At 69.5% G+C, this 14,644-nt stretch carries 15 protein-coding genes and 1 tRNA gene; 11 read left to right on the top strand and 5 right to left on the bottom strand.

Annotated elements, in window-relative coordinates:
- Positions 1-3: 3 nt before the first annotated feature.
- Genes ACH4YP_RS09905 through ACH4YP_RS09890 form a run of 4 tightly spaced genes read right to left on the bottom strand, consistent with a single transcriptional unit; the run spans position 4 to position 2,184 of the window.
- Positions 4-387, bottom strand: coding sequence for an RRQRL motif-containing zinc-binding protein (locus ACH4YP_RS09905; RefSeq protein WP_398490172.1), 384 nt, complete (start codon positions 385-387; stop codon positions 4-6).
- Positions 387-1,481 (bottom strand): conjugal transfer protein, encoded by a 1,095-nt coding sequence (locus ACH4YP_RS09900; protein WP_398490171.1) that lies wholly within the window; start codon positions 1,479-1,481, stop codon positions 387-389. The genes ACH4YP_RS09905 and ACH4YP_RS09900 overlap by 1 nt, the downstream gene beginning before the upstream one ends.
- Positions 1,478-1,921 (bottom strand): Pycsar system effector family protein, encoded by a 444-nt coding sequence (locus ACH4YP_RS09895; protein ID WP_398490170.1) that lies wholly within the window; start codon positions 1,919-1,921, stop codon positions 1,478-1,480. Before ACH4YP_RS09895 ends, ACH4YP_RS09900 begins: the two co-directional genes overlap by 4 nt.
- The gene (locus tag ACH4YP_RS09890; protein ID WP_398490169.1) at positions 1,918-2,184 is read right to left on the bottom strand and encodes a DUF6284 family protein; all 267 of its coding nucleotides are present in this window, start codon (positions 2,182-2,184) and stop codon (positions 1,918-1,920) included. Before ACH4YP_RS09890 ends, ACH4YP_RS09895 begins: the two co-directional genes overlap by 4 nt.
- Positions 2,185-2,920: 736 nt before the next feature.
- Here ACH4YP_RS09890 and ACH4YP_RS09885 point away from each other — a divergent pair.
- From ACH4YP_RS09885 to ACH4YP_RS09875, 3 genes are all read left to right on the top strand, one after another.
- Entirely contained in the window at positions 2,921-3,715 is a 795-nt protein-coding gene (locus ACH4YP_RS09885; RefSeq protein ID WP_398490168.1) for a GntR family transcriptional regulator, read from the top strand.
- Positions 3,712-4,377 carry a YdcF family protein gene (locus ACH4YP_RS09880; RefSeq protein WP_398490167.1) on the top strand — a complete coding sequence of 222 codons (666 nt, stop codon included), beginning with the start codon at positions 3,712-3,714 and terminating at the stop codon, positions 4,375-4,377. The genes ACH4YP_RS09885 and ACH4YP_RS09880 overlap by 4 nt, the downstream gene beginning before the upstream one ends.
- Positions 4,378-4,464: 87 nt before the next feature.
- A tRNA-OTHER gene (locus ACH4YP_RS09875) sits at positions 4,465-4,545 on the top strand.
- A 167-nt stretch (positions 4,546-4,712) separates the two neighbouring features.
- On the opposite strand, the gene ACH4YP_RS09870 is transcribed toward ACH4YP_RS09875, so the two are convergent.
- On the bottom strand, positions 4,713-5,582 hold the full coding sequence (locus ACH4YP_RS09870) for a bifunctional DNA primase/polymerase (RefSeq protein WP_398490166.1): 870 nt from the start codon (positions 5,580-5,582) through the stop codon (positions 4,713-4,715).
- A gap of 383 nt (positions 5,583-5,965) precedes the next feature.
- Between ACH4YP_RS09870 and ACH4YP_RS09865 the strand changes: the two genes are divergently transcribed.
- The 8 genes from ACH4YP_RS09865 to ACH4YP_RS09830 all read left to right on the top strand — a co-directional run bounded on the left by ACH4YP_RS09865 (position 5,966) and on the right by ACH4YP_RS09830 (position 14,538).
- Positions 5,966-6,277 carry a hypothetical protein gene (locus ACH4YP_RS09865; RefSeq protein ID WP_361059503.1) on the top strand — a complete coding sequence of 104 codons (312 nt, stop codon included), beginning with the start codon at positions 5,966-5,968 and terminating at the stop codon, positions 6,275-6,277.
- A gap of 240 nt (positions 6,278-6,517) precedes the next feature.
- Complete coding sequence (locus tag ACH4YP_RS09860) at positions 6,518-7,702, top strand: acyl-CoA dehydrogenase family protein (protein WP_398490165.1); 1,185 nt, start codon at positions 6,518-6,520, stop codon at positions 7,700-7,702.
- A gap of 38 nt (positions 7,703-7,740) precedes the next feature.
- Entirely contained in the window at positions 7,741-8,850 is a 1,110-nt protein-coding gene (locus ACH4YP_RS09855) for a bifunctional MaoC family dehydratase N-terminal/OB-fold nucleic acid binding domain-containing protein (protein ID WP_398490534.1), read from the top strand.
- 1 nt (position 8,851) lies between these two features.
- The gene (locus ACH4YP_RS09850; protein WP_398490164.1) at positions 8,852-9,925 is read left to right on the top strand and encodes an acyl-CoA dehydrogenase family protein; all 1,074 of its coding nucleotides are present in this window, start codon (positions 8,852-8,854) and stop codon (positions 9,923-9,925) included.
- Positions 9,926-9,942: 17 nt separating this feature from the next.
- Entirely contained in the window at positions 9,943-10,419 is a 477-nt protein-coding gene (locus ACH4YP_RS09845) for a MaoC/PaaZ C-terminal domain-containing protein (RefSeq protein ID WP_398490533.1), read from the top strand.
- Positions 10,416-11,588 (top strand): lipid-transfer protein, encoded by a 1,173-nt coding sequence (locus ACH4YP_RS09840; RefSeq protein ID WP_398490163.1) that lies wholly within the window; start codon positions 10,416-10,418, stop codon positions 11,586-11,588. The genes ACH4YP_RS09845 and ACH4YP_RS09840 overlap by 4 nt, the downstream gene beginning before the upstream one ends.
- Before the next feature lie 553 nt (positions 11,589-12,141).
- A complete protein-coding gene (locus ACH4YP_RS09835) occupies positions 12,142-12,687 on the top strand; it encodes a SigE family RNA polymerase sigma factor (RefSeq protein WP_143643394.1) in 546 nt (181 codons plus the stop codon).
- A gap of 204 nt (positions 12,688-12,891) precedes the next feature.
- Entirely contained in the window at positions 12,892-14,538 is a 1,647-nt protein-coding gene (locus ACH4YP_RS09830) for a long-chain fatty acid--CoA ligase (RefSeq protein WP_398490532.1), read from the top strand.
- The last annotated feature ends 106 nt before the right edge of the window (positions 14,539-14,644 follow it).

The raw sequence follows: 14,644 nt of genomic DNA, 5'->3' as shown, positions 1-14,644 counted from the left end.
AGGTCAGGCGGTGGGCTGTTCCTCGTTGGCGATGCACAGGCCGCAGATGCCGTACGAGGTGGGGATGCAGTAGCCGACATCGATCCGGCAGCGGGGGCAGGTGCGGCGGGCGAGCATCGCCAGTGCGAGCGCTTCCCACTTGCGCGAGGTCATCGGGCGGACCGGCTTGGCCAGGTCCTCGCGGTAGAGGTAGGCGACGCGGACGCCGCCGGCACGCCGGTTGACCCGCATGACCTGCGCCTGTATTGGCTGACCACCCGGACGCAGACCCCGCGCGCGCAACTGCCGACGCGAAGCCAAACCGTCCGGGGCGCACCGCCACGGGTAGGTGGGGATGCCGTGGCGGGCGCCGGTGGGGTCGAAGCACTTGCCGTAGACCCCGGACATCAGGCGACCTTGGCAGCGCGCTCAGCAAGGAGCGTGTCCCGCAGCATCCGGGCGTTGGCTGGCGAAGTGCGGACCTCACGGCGGATGCCCTCAGCGGTCACCTTCGCGTCCGGCCAACCGGCGGTCACGCGCCGTGCCTCATCGAGCAGTTGAGCCGGGGTCCGCTTGAGCCGGGGCGATCGGGCGACCTCGGGAAGCCGACCGGTGGCCGCGCGCGGGCGGGTCGACTCAGCCGCGACCGGACGCGGCGCGGGCGCTGTGGTCGGGGCGTCGATCGCGGGAATCGGTTTGAGCGGTGGAATCGACTTGGCCAGGTCGACCGCGACCGGATCCGGCACCGACAACCGGGTCAGTGTCACCACCGGGTCCGGGGTCGATTCGGGCAGGTCAGCCATAGACCGTTTCCTTGCGGTCTCGGTAGATTCCTCCGCATTCGCGCCCGGCGCGGGATCGAGGGCGGGGGCGCTGAACATGGAGGCGAGTGCGGCGTCCGCTCCGGCGGTGATCCGGTCGCGCTGGACGTCCAGCAGCCTCGATCCCAGCGCCACATCGCCGATGCCGACCTTGCGGGCCAGCCGCCATGACTTGCGCTCCGACCACTTCTTGACCCGCTCGCTGGGGTGCTGTGTGGCGCGGGCGCGGTGGTAGGCGAGCGCCTGGACCAGGTCGGCGGTGCGGCGTTCGTTCTCCGCGTCGCGGCCGTCGGTGTGCACGACGATCCGCCGGGCGAGGAAGGCCATGCCCTCCGCAGAGACCGACATGCCCATGGGGGTCAGGGCGTAGATCACGGTGCGGCCGGCGTCGGGTGCGGCCATCGCGCCCATGACGGCGGCAGCGGCCGGCAGCGCCCACAAACCGGCCCGCACGATGCGCGGGGAGGACTGTCCCAGCATGGTCAGCCCCAACAGGACCAGGGCCAGCACGGCGGTCGCACCCTCACCTGCCGCGAGCGCACCGAGCGCGGTGCCCTGGCCGTAGGAATGGCCGATGTTGCTGTACGTGCCGATCCCACCGAATACGCCCGTGGCCAGCATCGGCACGAACGCGGCAGCCAGCACCCCGACCTGAACGCGGGTCAGTTTGACGCTGCTCATCGGGCACCCCCGAGGGCCAGCAGGGCAGCGAGGATGAGCAGGGCGCCGCCGGTCATGGTGAGGTCGACCGCACGGCGCAGACCGGTGAACTTGGCCAGCGCGATACGGGACAGATTCGCGACGTCCGCGCTCAGATCCTCAGACAGGGTCGCGGTGATCTGTTCGGCGGTGAGCGTGGCCCACAGTGGGAAGCCGTGCCCGCCCCGCAGGTTCGGGCGCACCGACCGCAGCAACAGACCAGCCGCCGCAACCAGTACCCCCATGCCGACACCGCCCGCGACGTAGGCGGGAGCTGCGAGGGGGACGTCCTTGGCGACCGTCCATGAACCGGCGAGGACCGCACCGACGAACGCCAACAGGAGACCGGTCTTGGTGTCGGTCCGCGCAATCTCCGCCTTCACCTCAGCGTGAGCAGCGGCGAGGGTCTGAGGGGTGCTCATGCGCCCACCCCCGGAACCCGCGTCGCGGCCGTGTTCGCCAGCGTGCGGCGAGCGGCCAGCACCTTGCGGCGGGCCCGCCGGATACGCCGCGCGTCCAGCTCCGTCGGCGTGCGGTCCAGCGTGATGATCTGCGCGTCCAGCAGCTCGATGCTCGCCTCAATGACGGGCATCTCGCACTCGATCGCGTCCAGCTCCGCGAACGTCGGCTCGCGGTCGAAAACGTCGGCGGTAACAACCGCCTGAACAGCACCGATGTACACCATGGGTCGTGGTTCCTCTCACAAGGGAACGGCCCGAACGAGGTCCCCGGGTCGCACCCCGGGGACCTCTCGCCGTTGGAGTCGCTTCCGGCTCCCCGCACCCCCATCCGTACGGCCCCCGCAGCAAGCGGACCCGGACGGGTGGGAGAGGCAGCCGGCCGCAGCAAGAGGCGCTGCGAGGCCAGGAAGGGGACCCGAGTCGTTCCGGCGCCTGCCGCGGGTCCGAGCAGCAGGCGCCTACAGATGTCGTCGGCTCACAACCGACCTCCCGCAGAGTGCAGGGACACGGCTTTTACCGGTCCGCCGTTGCGCGGCGGACCGGTCCCGAGCCGGGGGAATCGGGTGCGTCATCGTCACTGCTCTGACGCCAGCAGGGCGGCGCGTATCAGGTAGTGCACCTGGAGTTGACCTTCAGAAATGAAGGGATGATCCCCAGGGTGGTTCTCCAGTACTGACACGCAAGGAAGTGGCCGCCGGCGACCTTGACCCGGTCGCCACGGGGACGGGGACTTGCACCCCGTCGATCTAGAACGCTGTTGAGTTGTCAAGGAACGATCAGCAAGGGGCCCCACGTACCCGAGCCATCCCGAACTGGCATGGCGACGAAGAGCCCCAAGGGGACCCTTCGATCCGCTGTCCTAGGACTGCGAACCGCCTGGAATGACTATGCATCGCAGTCCCAGGACTGTCAACAGTCCTGGGACTGTGCTTCACTGGGACGCGTCGAGAGGAGTGCTGCGTGGCACCGAAGTGGCGGGAACTGGCGGACAGGTTCGCCGAACAGATCAGGAGCGGTGAGTACGCGCCGGGCGCCCAGTTGCCCCAGATCAGGGACCTGGTGAAGGAAGGCGAGGGATCAAAGGACACCGTCCACAAGGCGTACAAGGCGTTGGAAGCGCAGGGGCTGGTGACCTCCTCGCGCGGTCACGGCACCGTGGTGCGTCAGCAGACGCCACTTAAGCGGCTCGGTATCGCGCGGTACGACAAGGCGAAGTGGCGCGATGGCGACGAGGTGGCGTTCATCGCCGACCGCGTGGCGTCCGGGCGCGCGTATCGCCGGAACGAGCAGACCCAGAGCATCAGCCGAGTCGCGGCGCCGCCGCTCGTGGCAGAAGCCCACGGCCTGCCCGAAGGCGCGGAGGTGTACGCGCGGGCGCGTCTCGTGAAAGAGGGAACGCAACCCACGCACACGTTGACCAGCTACTACAGGCCCGAGCACGTCGAAGGCACGCGCATCGTGGACCCGACACCGGGGCCCGCCGGCCGTGGCGGCGGCTTCCGCGTCCTCTACGACGCTGGATACGAGATCGACCACATGAAAGAGGAGCTCTTCGCGCGCGTCCCCAGCGAGGAGGAAGTCCAGCTCTTGCAGCTCTCGCCCGGGGAGTGGGTGGTAGAGCTGCACCGCACCACGTACACCGCTGACGGGACTGTGGTGGAGTTCGCCATGGGAGTGCATGCGGCTACGCGCTTCGCGTGGGCCTACGACTTCAAGGTGCCCGACTCGGCGAACACGGAAGGCGAGAGCAAGTGATCTCTACGCAGGCGTGGGCGGACGCGCAACAGCTCTGGGACTTCCAGCAGATGGGCCATGAGCCGCGCCGTTGCTCCGTGGCGATCGGACTCGGCAGTCACGACCTGGGAGTGGCAGACGCGACGGTCGACCTGTACCGGCGCGGGATGATGCCGCTCATCGTCTTCACCGGGGCGACCAGCCGTACGACGCGCGAGCGCATGCCCCGTGGTGAAGCCGAGCACTACCGCGAGCGGGCGATTGAACTCGGCGTCCCCGCGGACGTCATCCTTGTCGAGTCGCAGGCCCGGAACACGGGTGAGAACATCCGCTTCTCGCGCACCCTCCTCGCGGACCGGGGCGTTCCCGTGTCCTCAGTCCTGTTGATCAGCAAGCCGTACGAGGAACGACGGGCCTACGCCACGGCACGGAAGCTCTGGCCGGATGTTGAGTGGGTGAGCGCATCCACTCCCATGACGCTCCCTGAGTACGTCGATTCGATCCAGGACGCGCGCCTCGTCATCGATATGTTGGTCGGAGCCCAGCAGCGGCTCACGGTGTACCCCCGGCAGGGATTCATGATCGAGCAGACGATCCCCGACGACGTGGCGGCGGCGTATGAGCGGCTGTGTGCCGAGGGCTTCACCAGTCGCCTTCTGACGGATGAGGCGACGCGGGGCTGACCGGGTTCTGAACCCCTCTGTGGCCAACCTCCGGCCAGAGCCGCCCCTTTGAGGCGAACGCAACCAGGCAACGTGCTGGTCAGGGCCGGTTGGGGTTCGTGTCAGTGAACGCTCTTGAAAACCGTCGTCGCAGCGATGTGACCGTGGGTTCAAATCCCACACCCACCGCAGTGCGGGAAGCAGGGGCGTCCGGAACCGAGAGGTTCCGGGCGCCCCTGTTGTTCTTGGTGGTGCGTGCGTAGGGGTTTTTGGGGTGCACGCGTGCGTGGGTGGTTGTTTTCGGCTCTCCTCGGTCTTCTGGGTACCTAGGGGGGCCGTTTTCGGTTGTGGCGAGGCTAAGGGCGGTGTCTCGTCATGCGGGATGCCGAGGTGATGGTGGAGCGGGCCTCGTGTTCGGTGAGGCCCGTGTGGATGGCGGCGTCGACCAGGGCCTCGGTGACGTCCCGGCCGAGGCCGTTCTCGTAGGCGCGGCAGGCGGCCCAGAAGAGGCGGGTGTTGCGCTGCCCCTCGTGGGCGGCGAGGACGAACTGGACGAGGCCCTGGCCGTGTTGGCCCGTCGAGGCCGGGGTGGCGTGGCGGCCGGTGCGGGGCGGGGGCAGGAGGAGTTGGAGAAGAGACGGCGGGCAGGCGGCGGGTGCCAGGTGCGCGGTGCCCGGGGCCGTGCTGTAGGCGCCGTGTTCGGTTCGTGAGCCGGGGCCCACGAGGTAGCCGCCCGCGCCGCGGATGTCGATTCCGGGGGCCAGGCGGCCCGCCGAGTTGGGGACGACGACGTCGGGCGGGCCGCTCAGCCAGACGTGGCGGCCGCCGCTGGGCGTCAGTACGACGACCGTCTCGGGGATCGTGAACAGGTGGCGCAGGGCCAGTTCCCGGAGAGCCGCGGACGAGTCCGTACCCGATTTGGTGTCGAGGTCGATGCCGATCAGGTGATGGGGGTCCAGCCCGCAGGCGATGCCGTAGCCGGTGGCCCAGGGGGCGGCGGCGAAGAGCTCTCGGATGCGTAGCGGGTCGATCGAGGCGTCGTACACCCCGTGCCCGAAGCGGCCGCACTCGCCGTGGCAGAGCGGGGCCGTGGGGTCGTCGCGGTGCGGGGAGCGCAGTGCCGGAAGTTTGGTTCGGGACAGCGGGATGACGGCCAGTCCGCGTTCGGCGGCTGACAGGGCGTGTGCGAGGGCCAGCGTCGTGGCCTGCCGGTCGATGGTGGCCATGAATCCATGTTCGTACGAGTGTTCGAAAAAAGGAAGAGGCGTCCCGAGGGTTGAGTGAAGGAGCACCGGGGTGGCAGGGGTGGAAACAGGCCCCGACGGATTGGCTGAAAATCTGCCGGAACGCTTCGTCCCTTGCGGCGTATGGGATTGAGTCGCCCGCACCGCCCTGATCTGCGGTTTTGGTTGCATGAAGGGGGTTTATCGACATGTCCTCACGCTTGCGAGCGAATAGTGCCTTCCGGGGTGGTTCGCCGGGGATTCGGTGGGCAATTCTGGTTTCGCGACGTTGTGACAGACACCGAGGCGGTCGGCCAACTGCCCCGGAACAAGCCGTACTCAGCCGGTCCTGGCCGGTGCGAACTTCCGCTTCTGGAGGAAAAGACATGGCAAGCATCCGTACCGCCCGCCTTCTCGCCGCCGCGGCAGCCCTGCCGCTCGCCGTCGCCCTCTTCTCGGGCGTTGCGGCGGCCGACAACGGCGCCTTCGCGGACAACGGATCGAACGCGGCCGTGGCGAACGTCGTCGGCAGCGGCGTCGGCGGCGACAACTACGGAACCTCGTCCACGACGCAGCAGCAGGCCGTCGGCTCCGGTGCCTCGAACCAGAGCAACACGGCCCAGGTGAACGGTTCCGCGTTCACGGCCATCGACCAGTCGAACGAGAACATCGCCGTCAACTTCACCGAGCTCTGGTGAGCCGGCGGCTGTCGGGGACTGGAGACCCCCGGCGGTCGTACGCCTCCTCAGTGGGGTGCTTTGTGGGGTGGTAACACGTCTGCGCGGCGGCACTTGGGTGCTGCCGCGCAGACGTTTTCGCATGTGTGCCGGGCGGGCGATCGCGACCCCGGCGGTCGAGGTCCGTGACCTTGACAGTCGCACTTATCTGACGGACAGTCAGAAATCCTTGTTCGTACGAGGTCCGGGAGGGCCGTCGTCGTGCATCTCGCCCCCACCGAGCGCCAGCGACGACTGCGCGCCGAACTCCGTACGTACTTCCGCGACCTGATGCCGGACGGACCGCCGCCGCCCGGGGGCTCTGATGAGCCGGGTGCCTCGGACCGACAGCGGGAACTGTTGCGCCGGATCGGTGCCGACGGGTGGCTGGGACTCGGCTGGCCCGTCGCCTACGGGGGCCAGGGGCGCGGCGCCGACGAGCAGTTCGTCTTCTTCGACGAGGCCTACCGGGCGGGCGCTCCGGTCTCCATGGTCACGCTCAACACGGTCGGTCCGACGCTCATGAAGTACGGGACCGAGGAGCAGAAGGACTACTTCCTGCCGCGGATCCTGCGCGGGGAACTCGTGTTCGCGATCGGGTACAGCGAACCGTCCGCGGGGACGGACCTGGCGGCACTGCGGACCCGGGCCGTGCGGGTGGGTGGCGGTGAGTGGCTTGTCGACGGGCAGAAGGTGTTCACCTCCAACGCCCAGCAGGCCGACTGGATCTGGCTCGCCTGCCGTACGGACCCCGACGCGCCGAAGCACAAGGGGATCTCGATCCTGCTCGTGCCCACCGACACCCCCGGGTTCTCGTGGACGCCGATCGCGACGGTGGGCGGGCTGACCACGACCGCCACGTACTACGACGGCATCCGGGTCCCGGTGGCCAACCTCGTCGGTGAGGAGAACGGCGGCTGGGGGCTCATCACCAACCAGCTCAACCACGAACGGGTCGCCCTCGCGGCGATCGGCATGCAGGCCGAGGACTTCTACGCGGCCGCGCTGGCCGCTGCCCGTACCCCCGATCCGGTGACTGGTCGGCGCCGGGTTGACGAGCCGTGGGTGCGGTCGAGGCTGGCCGAAGTACATGCCCGGCTGGCGGCAACACGCCTGCTCAGCTGGCGTCTGGTGGGGGATGTGGGGGCCGGCCGGCTGGCACCCGGCGATGCGAGCGGCGTGAAAGTCGTGGGAACCGAATCGGCGGTCGCGGTGTACCGAATGTGTCAGGAAATTGTCGGATCGGACGCGCTGGTCCGTTCCGGTTCGCCGGGTGTGTTCGGGGACGGCGAGCTGGAGCGGATGAACAGGGCGGCTCAGATCAACACGTTCGGGGGCGGGGTGAGCGAGGTGCAGCGGGAGATCGTGGCGACCATGCGGCTCGGGATGACCAGGGGGCGTCGGTGAGCGAGCGGGAGGTTCCGGGCGCGGAGGGGGCGACGGCCTTGGGCGAGGGCGGCGAGTACGAGGACGTGTTCGCCCGGGCGAAGGTGTACGAGGGGCAGGCCGCCGCGGTCGGCGGTGTGGGCAAGGACCTGGTCAACGAGTCGATGATCCGGCACTGGTGCGAGGCGATGGGAGACACGAACCCGGCGTACGCGGGGGCGCACGCCATCGCACCGCCCACCATGCTCCAGGCGTGGACGATGGGAGGCCTCTCCGGGCGCGCGGGGCGCTCCGAGGCGTACGACGAACTGCTCGGGCTGTTCGACGACGCCGGGTACACCTCGGTGGTCGCCACCGACTGCGAGCAGGAGTATCTGCGGCCGCTGCGGCCCGGGGACGCGATCACCTTCGACGCGGTGATCGAGTCGGTCTCCGAGCGCAAGACCACCAAGCTGGGGACGGGGTACTTCGTCACGACGCGGATGGATGTCCGGGTGGCCGGCCGGCCGGTGGGGACACATCGGTTCCGGATCCTGAAGTACGTGCCGGCGGGCCGGAGAAGGAGCGCTCCGAGGGCGGAGGGGGCGGAGGGGACGGCCTCGGTGGCGAGGACCGCGAGGACCGCGGTGGCCTCGGAGCTTTCGAAGGCTCCTTCGAAGGAGCCTTCGCGGGTACTGGAGCCACCGAAGGCGTCGAATGGTTCGAGGTCATCGGAGGGCTCGCCGAAGCCAGTCACCGGACAGGCTGCCGAGGCCCCGCGGCCCAAGCGCCCCCGCCCTGTCGTCAATCGCGACAACGCCGGCTTCTGGGAGGGCGTGTCCCGGCACCGGCTGCTCATACAGCGCTGCGACGGATGCAGGACACTGCGTTTCCCCTGGCTGCCGGGGTGCAACGCGTGCGGTTGCCCGGACTGGGACACGGTCGAGGCGGGCGGCGAGGGGACCGTCTACTCGTACGTGGTGATGCACCACCCGCCCTTCCCGGCCTTCGATCCGCCGTACGCGGTGGGGCTGATCGAACTCGCGGAGGGCGTGCGGATGATCAGCAACGTGGTGGGAGTGCCGCACGACCGGGTGCGGATCGGGATGCCGGTCCGGCTGGAGTTCGAGCTGGTGGACGAGGAGCTGGAGCTGCCGGTCTTCCGGGCCGTCGAGAGGAGCGGGGGCTGACATGGACTTCACGCCCACGGAGGAGCAGACGGCGGCCCGCGACCTGGCCGCGCGGATCTTCGGCGACCTATCCACCCACGAGCGGCTCGCGGCTGCGGGCACCGGCAGCGACGCGGAGCTGTGGAAGGCGTTGTGCGAGGCCGGGTTGCCGGCCGCCGTCGAGGACATAGGGCTCCTCGGGCTGGTGCTGCTCTTGGAGGAACAGGGGCGCACCACCGCCCAGGTGCCGTTCGCCGCGAGCTGTGTGTACGGGCTGCTGGCGGTGTCGGCCCATGGTTCGGCGGACCAGCGGGAGCGGCTGCTGCCCGCGATCGGGGACGGCACGGTTGTCGTGACCGGCGCCCTGCCCGAGGCTGCCGTACGGGTGGGCGGATCCGGTGAGTTGACCGGTGTGGTCCCGGTGGTGCCGTGGCTCCGCGACGCCACGCATGTCCTCGTCGCCGACGACGAGCACGGCCTGTGGCTCGTACGGACCGCCGACGCGCGGTGCGAGCCCGTCGAGCTGACAGCCCCCTGGTCGGCGGGAAGACTGACGCTGGACGGGACACCGGGCGAGCGGTTGGGCGAGCAGTTGGACCAGAGGCTGGGCGGGTCCGACGCGAACGTGGCGGGGCAGGGGGCGTACGACGATGTCCTGGCCACGGCGCGTACCGCCTTCGCGGGGCTGCAGGCCGGGGTGTGCGCGGGTTCGGTGGCCCGGGCGGTCGCCTACACCAACACCCGCGAGCAGTTCGGGAGACCGCTCGCGACCAAGCAAGGGGTCCAACTCCGGGCGGCGGACGCGTACATGGACACCGAGGCGATACGGGTCACGGCCTACGAGGCGGCCTGGCGGCGGGACGAGGGGCTGGACTACGCCGCGCACGCGCTGACCGCCGCTTGGTGGGCGTCGGAGGCGGGGCACCGCGTGGTGCACGCGGGACAGCATCTGCACGGCGGTATGGGGGCCGACCTCGACCATCCCGTGCACCGGCACTTTCTGTGGGGGCGGCAGCTGGACGCGTATCTGGGGTGCGGGAGCGAAGTGCTCCAGGAACTGGGGGAGTTGATCGTGCACGGGGAGGGGGACGAATGAACACCGACGTCGGGCCGGTGCGGGTCGGGGACGCCCTGCCGCCGCTGGAGATCGAGATCACCCGCACGCTCATCGTCGCCGGTGCCATCGCGTCGCGGGACTACCAGGACGTCCACCACGACGCGGAGCTCGCACGGCAGAAGGGTTCGCCGGACATCTTCATGAACATCCTGACGACCAACGGGCTGGTCGGGCGCTACATCACGGACCGGTTCGGATCCCGGTCCGTGCTGCGGAGGGTCGCGATCAGGCTCGGTGCACCCAACTACCCGGGCGACACGATGGTGTTGACGGGCACCGTGGAGGAGGTCGAGGGCGACACGGCGACGGTCAGGGTGGTGGGGGCCAACGGGATCGGCAGACATGTCACCGGGACGGTCACGGTCACTGTCCCCAGAGCCGACGGAGCCGACGGAGCCGACGGCGTTGAGGGCGTTGACGGTACTGCGCGAGCCGAGGGCGCCGCGGTCCAAGAGGCGAGGAGTCGGCCATGAGCGTACGGACGAGGGACGCGCTCGGTGGGCGGGCGGCGATCGTCGGGATCGGGGCCACCGAGTTCTCCAAGGACTCGAGGCGCAGCGAGCTGCGGCTGGCCGTCGAGGCGGTGCGGGCCGCGCTCGACGACGCGGGGCTCACACCGGCCGACGTGGACGGGATGGTGACGTTCACGATGGACACCAGCCCGGAGATCACCGTCGCCCAGGCGGCAGGCATGGGCGAGCTGTCCTTCTTCTCGCGGGTCCACTACGGCGGAGGCGCGGCCTGCGCGACCGTCCAGCAGGCGGCTCTCGCCGTGGCCACGGGCGTGGCCGAAGTGGTGGTCTGCTACCGGGCGTTCAACGAGCGGTCGGGACGGAGATTCGGTTCGGGGGTGCAGCGGCGCGAGCCGTCGGCGGAGGGCGCGGCGCTCGGCTGGTCGCTGCCGTTCGGACTGCTCACGCCCGCGTCCTGGGTGGCGATGGCGGCCCAGCGCTATCTGCACACGTACGGACTGACACCCGAGGCGTTCGGGCACGTCGCGGTCGTCGACCGGAAGTACGCGGCGACCAATCCGGCGGCGTACTTCCACGGCAAACCGATCACACTCGCCGACCATGCCGCGTCGCGGTGGATCGTCGAGCCGTTGCGGCTGCTGGACTGCTGTCAGGAGACCGACGGCGGCCAGGCCCTGGTCGTCACCTCGGTGGAGCGAGCGCGCGACCTGCCGCATCCGCCGGCCGTGATCACCGCGGCCGCCCAGGGCGCGGGCCGCGCACAGGAGCAGATGACCAGCTTCTACCGGGACGACCTGACGGGGCTGCCGGAGATGGGCGTGGTGGCGCGGCAGCTGTGGCGCACGTCCGGGCTGACGCCGGCCGGGATAGACGTGGGGATTCTGTACGACCACTTCACGCCGTTCGTGCTGACGCAGCTGGAGGAGTTCGGGTTCTGCAAGCCGGGTGAGGCCGCGGACTTCGTCGCCGAGGAGCGGTTGCCGTTGAACACACACGGAGGGCAGCTCGGGGAGGCGTATCTGCACGGGATGAACGGTGTGGCGGAAGGCGTACGACAGCTCCGGGGCACGTCCGTGAACCAGATACCCGGGGCCCGCCGGGTGCTCGTGACGGCGGGGACGGGGGTCCCCACATCGGGGTTGATCCTGGGCTCGGACGACCAGGGCTGACTCCGGGGGCGGGGCGCCTGACCGCGATGCGGGTACGAGTGCGGGCAGGGCCGGGCCGGGTGCGCGTCCGTGGCGGGCGGGGTGCATGTCCGTGCCGTGCGAGGCTGGGCGCATGTCCGAGCCGGGCGTCGGAGCGGGACCGTCGTTCCTCACTCGCTTCGCTCGGCTTGTGCGACCTGCCGTATGGGTCGGCCGGGTCCTCAGTGCGGCCTCGGCGGCCTCGGCGGCCTCGACGGTGTCGTCGTGGCCTAGGCCGGGTCGTAGCGCGGCGCAGCCCAAGGCGCTCGCTTCCGCGCTCGCTTTCGCGCTCGGCGAGCGCCCCGGCGTACTCTCCGGGAGTGCTCGTGGAGTGCGGACGTACTACTCCCGCACGATTCCTGGGTCCGGGCTACTGCCAGAGGAGCGGTCCTCAGGGGGTGAACCCTCAGAGGGCCGGGGCCCGGCGTCCACCTTCAGTAGGTGGGGCCAGCCCCCCTCCTACAACCTGAGGCGGACACGGCTTCGGGACCTGCGGCCGATCCGCTGGAGTAGGGGGCGCTCCTAGCGTGGAGCCATGACCACAACCGTCTGCACCAGCGCTTCGAATGCGGCGACGCGGACCCTTGCGTACCCGTCGTTCTCTTCGTACGTCAAGGCCCGCCAACCAGTGCTGCTGCGTACCGCTCGCTCGCTGACCGCGAACCCGAGCGACGCGGAGGACCTGCTGCAGACCGCGCTCACCAAGACGTATGTCGCGTGGGAGCGGATCGAGGACCACCGGGCCCTCGACGGCTATGTGCGGCGCGCGCTGCTGAACACGCGGACGTCGCAGTGGCGGAAGCGGAAGGTCGACGAGTTCGCGTGCGACGAGCTGCCGGAGCCGGAGGCTCCGCCGGCCGGGGACCCGGCGGAACAGCAGGCGCTGCACGACGCGATGTGGCGCGCGATCATGAAGTTGCCGGCGCGGCAGCGGGCGATGGTCGTCCTGAGGTACTACGAGGACCTGAGCGAGGCACAGACGGCGGACGTACTGGGAGTGTCGATCGGTACGGTCAAGTCGGCCGTGTCGCGTGCGCTGGGCAAGCTGCGTGAGGACCCCGAGCTGGGTCCCGTGCGCTGATCGGTGACTGACCGGTTATGACCGACCGGTGTGACTGACCGGTTTGGGGCAAGCACACTGCTCACGCAGGGGCAAGCAATCCTGTCGTGACGTGATCGATCATCCTGGAGTAGTGACATACCGCGCGGTATGTGAGCAGAATCAGCCCAACCCTTACTACCGCGTAGGCAATGTCGCCCCCGGGAGGACGCCGTGCTGAGCACGATGCAGGACGTACCGCTGCTGATCTCGAGGATCCTGACCCACGGGTCGACGATCCACGGTTCGTCTCAGGTGATCACCTGGACCGGTGAGGGGGAGCCGCAGAGGCGCTCGTTCGCCGAGATCGGGGGCCGGGCGGCACGGCTGGCGCACGCGCTGCGTGACGACCTCGGAGTCCGGGACGACGACCGGGTCGCGACGCTGATGTGGAACAACGCCGAGCACGTCGAGGCGTACTACGCGATCCCCGCCATGGGTGCGATCCTCCACACGCTCAACCTTCGGCTGCCTCCCGAGCAGCTCGTCTGGATCGTCAACCACGCCGCCGACCGTGTGGTCGTCGCCAACGGTTCGCTGCTCCCGCTGCTCGCGCCGCTGCTGCCCCACCTCAAGACCATCGAGCACGTGGTGGTCTCCGGCCCCGGCGACCGTTCGCTGCTGGACGGGGCGACGGTCCAGGTGCACGAGTACGAGGACCTGATTGCCGGCAAGCCGGAGAGCTACGACTGGCCGGAGCTGGACGAGCGCCAGGCCGCGTCCATGTGCTACACCTCCGGCACGACCGGCGACCCCAAGGGCGTCATCTACTCCCACCGGTCGATCTACCTGCACTCGATGCAGGTCAACATGGCGCAGTCCATGGGCCTCACCGACGCGGACACCTCCCTCGTCGTCGTCCCGCAGTTCCATGTGAACGCCTGGGGACTGCCGCACGCGATGTTCATGACCGGCGTGAACGTGCTGATGCCGGACCGTTTCCTCCAGCCCGCCCCGCTCGCCGAGATGATCGAGAGCCAGCGCCCGACGCACGCGGCCGCTGTCCCGACCATCTGGCAGGGTCTGCTCGCGGAGCTCAAGGCCAAGCCTCGTGACGTGAGTTCGCTGACTCAGGTCACCATCGGTGGTTCCGCCTGTCCCCCCGCCCTGATGAAGGCCTTCGACGAGCTCGGCATGCGTGTCTGCCACGCCTGGGGCATGACGGAGACCTCTCCGCTCGGCACGATCGCGCGGCCTCCGGCCCAGGTGGTGGTGGGTTCGGACGAGGAGTTCGCGTACCGCCTGACGCAGGGCCGTTTCCCGGCGAGTGTCGAGGCCCGGCTGACCGGTCCGGGCGGCGAGCGGCTGCCGTGGGACGGCGAGTCGGCGGGCGAGCTCGAAGTGCGCGGTCCCTGGATCGCGGGCGCCTACTACGGCGGCCAGGGCGCCGAAGTCCTGCGCCCCGCCGACAAGTTCAGCGAGGACGGCTGGCTCAAGACCGGCGACGTCGGCACGATCAGCCCCGACGGCTTCCTCACTCTCACCGACCGCGCCAAGGACGTCATCAAGTCCGGCGGAGAGTGGATCTCCTCGGTCGACCTGGAGAACGCGCTCATGGCCCACCCCGACGTCGCCGAGGCCGCGGTCGTCGCCGTCCCGGACGACAAGTGGGGCGAACGTCCGCTCGCCACCGTCGTGTTGAAGGAAGGCTCCGGCGCCGACTTCGAGTCCCTGAGGTCCTTCCTCGCCGGTGAGGGCAAGATCGCCAAGTGGCAGCTTCCCGAGCGCTGGACGATCATCGAGTCGGTACCGAAGACGAGCGTGGGCAAGTTCGACAAGAAGGTGCTGCGCAGGCAGTACGCGGCGGGCGAGCTGGACGTCACCCAGATCTGACGGTCATCGAGGGCGAGCGAAAGTCTTCTGGCCATATTTAGGTCGACATGTGAGTTGGGGCGTTGTTTCACGTGAAACAACGCCCCAACTCACATATGCGCACGTG

Origin of the sequence: Streptomyces sp. NPDC020747 (assembly GCF_044334695.1) — a bacterium.
Lineage (GTDB): Bacteria > Actinomycetota > Actinomycetes > Streptomycetales > Streptomycetaceae > Streptomyces.
The sequence above is the reverse complement of the archived record's forward strand: the minus strand, read 5'-3'. Positions and strand labels throughout refer to the sequence as shown.

Excerpts from the sequence above, each read along its gene's own strand:
- ACH4YP_RS09905 (WP_398490172.1), bottom strand. The coding sequence starts at position 387 with ATGTCCGGGGTCTACGGCAAGTGCTTCGACCCCACCGGCGCCCGCCAC.
- ACH4YP_RS09900 (WP_398490171.1), bottom strand. The coding sequence starts at position 1,481 with ATGAGCAGCGTCAAACTGACCCGCGTTCAGGTCGGGGTGCTGGCTGCC.
- ACH4YP_RS09895 (WP_398490170.1), bottom strand. The coding sequence starts at position 1,921 with ATGAGCACCCCTCAGACCCTCGCCGCTGCTCACGCTGAGGTGAAGGCG.
- ACH4YP_RS09890 (WP_398490169.1), bottom strand. The coding sequence starts at position 2,184 with ATGGTGTACATCGGTGCTGTTCAGGCGGTTGTTACCGCCGACGTTTTC.
- ACH4YP_RS09870 (WP_398490166.1), bottom strand. The coding sequence starts at position 5,582 with ATGGCCACCATCGACCGGCAGGCCACGACGCTGGCCCTCGCACACGCC.
- ACH4YP_RS09865 (WP_361059503.1), top strand. The coding sequence starts at position 5,966 with ATGGCAAGCATCCGTACCGCCCGCCTTCTCGCCGCCGCGGCAGCCCTG.
- ACH4YP_RS09850 (WP_398490164.1), top strand. The coding sequence starts at position 8,852 with ATGGACTTCACGCCCACGGAGGAGCAGACGGCGGCCCGCGACCTGGCC.
- ACH4YP_RS09840 (WP_398490163.1), top strand. The coding sequence starts at position 10,416 with ATGAGCGTACGGACGAGGGACGCGCTCGGTGGGCGGGCGGCGATCGTC.
- ACH4YP_RS09835 (WP_143643394.1), top strand. The coding sequence starts at position 12,142 with ATGACCACAACCGTCTGCACCAGCGCTTCGAATGCGGCGACGCGGACC.
- ACH4YP_RS09830 (WP_398490532.1), top strand. The coding sequence starts at position 12,892 with ATGCAGGACGTACCGCTGCTGATCTCGAGGATCCTGACCCACGGGTCG.